2 protein-coding genes are annotated in these 941 nt (G+C 35.3%); both read right to left on the bottom strand.

Translation table 11 applies throughout. The annotated features are described in order from the left end of the window. Positions 1–11: 11 nt before the first annotated feature. A complete protein-coding gene (locus FJR05_RS03680; protein ID WP_254446677.1) occupies positions 12–341 on the bottom strand; it encodes a hypothetical protein in 330 nt (109 codons plus the stop codon). Positions 342–355: 14 nt separating this feature from the next. Beyond that, positions 356–898 (bottom strand): AAA family ATPase, encoded by a 543-nt coding sequence (locus FJR05_RS03675; RefSeq protein ID WP_371416789.1) that lies wholly within the window; start codon positions 896–898, stop codon positions 356–358. Positions 899–941: the final 43 nt, after the last annotated feature.

The raw sequence follows: 941 nt of genomic DNA, 5'->3' as shown, positions 1-941 counted from the left end.
CCTACTTCTACCTACCCTATAAACTCTCGAAAGTGGGGGGAGAGTGAAAAACTACCTCCTATTTCCTTTTCAAACTCTGTAAAAGCTGTATAAAGAGTGTTTGTAACTGATTTTCTGAATTGTGAAGCTTGTTCACCTGTTAGATAGCAACCACTATTAATTTTATTTACCTCTTTACAATATCTTTCTACGGCATCATGAATGTTTTGCCGACTTAACTCAATATAATTAAGAGTTACATTATTTTCATCCCCATCAGATAAAATACACTCAGAGATTTTTTTAAAAATTGCCCTGTCAGTAGCACCATCTCCAACAATTGCTATGTTTCTCTCTAGCATTAGATTTTACCTGATTACCCAATTGTCCCTGAATACCAAAGTTCTGCCAACTGATACTTTGGTATCTCAACTATCTTTTTACCTGTAGTTTCATCATCTACTATATCACCTTCTACAGTACCTATACCTACAAGGGTTTCTAGAGATGTATTGAGATTTCTGACATCACTAGTTCTATTACGTTTTTCTAAGCGAACAGTATAAACATGATCTAAATGATCATGGAACTCACGTAAAACAGATGGACTATGAGATGTAATGATAAACTGAGATGTGAATCCCTCTGAAGTTGGAGATGTCATTTGCCAAATCCAACGCATTAGTTCTTGAATATTACCAGGATTTACACCATTTTCAATCTCTTCTAAAAGTATCAAAGTTGGTGGTCTATGAAGAGAAGCAAGAAGACTAATAGCTGCTGCTTTCATAAATCCATCTGAAACTGAATCTGGTGGAAATTCTTCGACAATTCCTTTTCTTCCTAAATCAAATTCCCAAACTAGTTTGGAAATATTATCATTATAGCGAACACCTTGAAAGTTATTGTAGTTTTTCACTCTCCCCCCACTTTCGAGAGTTTATAGGGTAGGTAGAAGTAGG

The organism is Dolichospermum sp. UHCC 0259 (assembly GCF_009711935.1).
In the GTDB taxonomy this organism is placed as follows: domain Bacteria; phylum Cyanobacteriota; class Cyanobacteriia; order Cyanobacteriales; family Nostocaceae; genus Dolichospermum.
Note: the sequence above shows the minus strand (reverse complement) of the source record. Positions and strands in the feature narration are given on the sequence as shown.

Excerpts from the sequence above, each read along its gene's own strand:
- FJR05_RS03680 (WP_254446677.1), bottom strand. The coding sequence starts at position 341 with ATGCTAGAGAGAAACATAGCAATTGTTGGAGATGGTGCTACTGACAGG.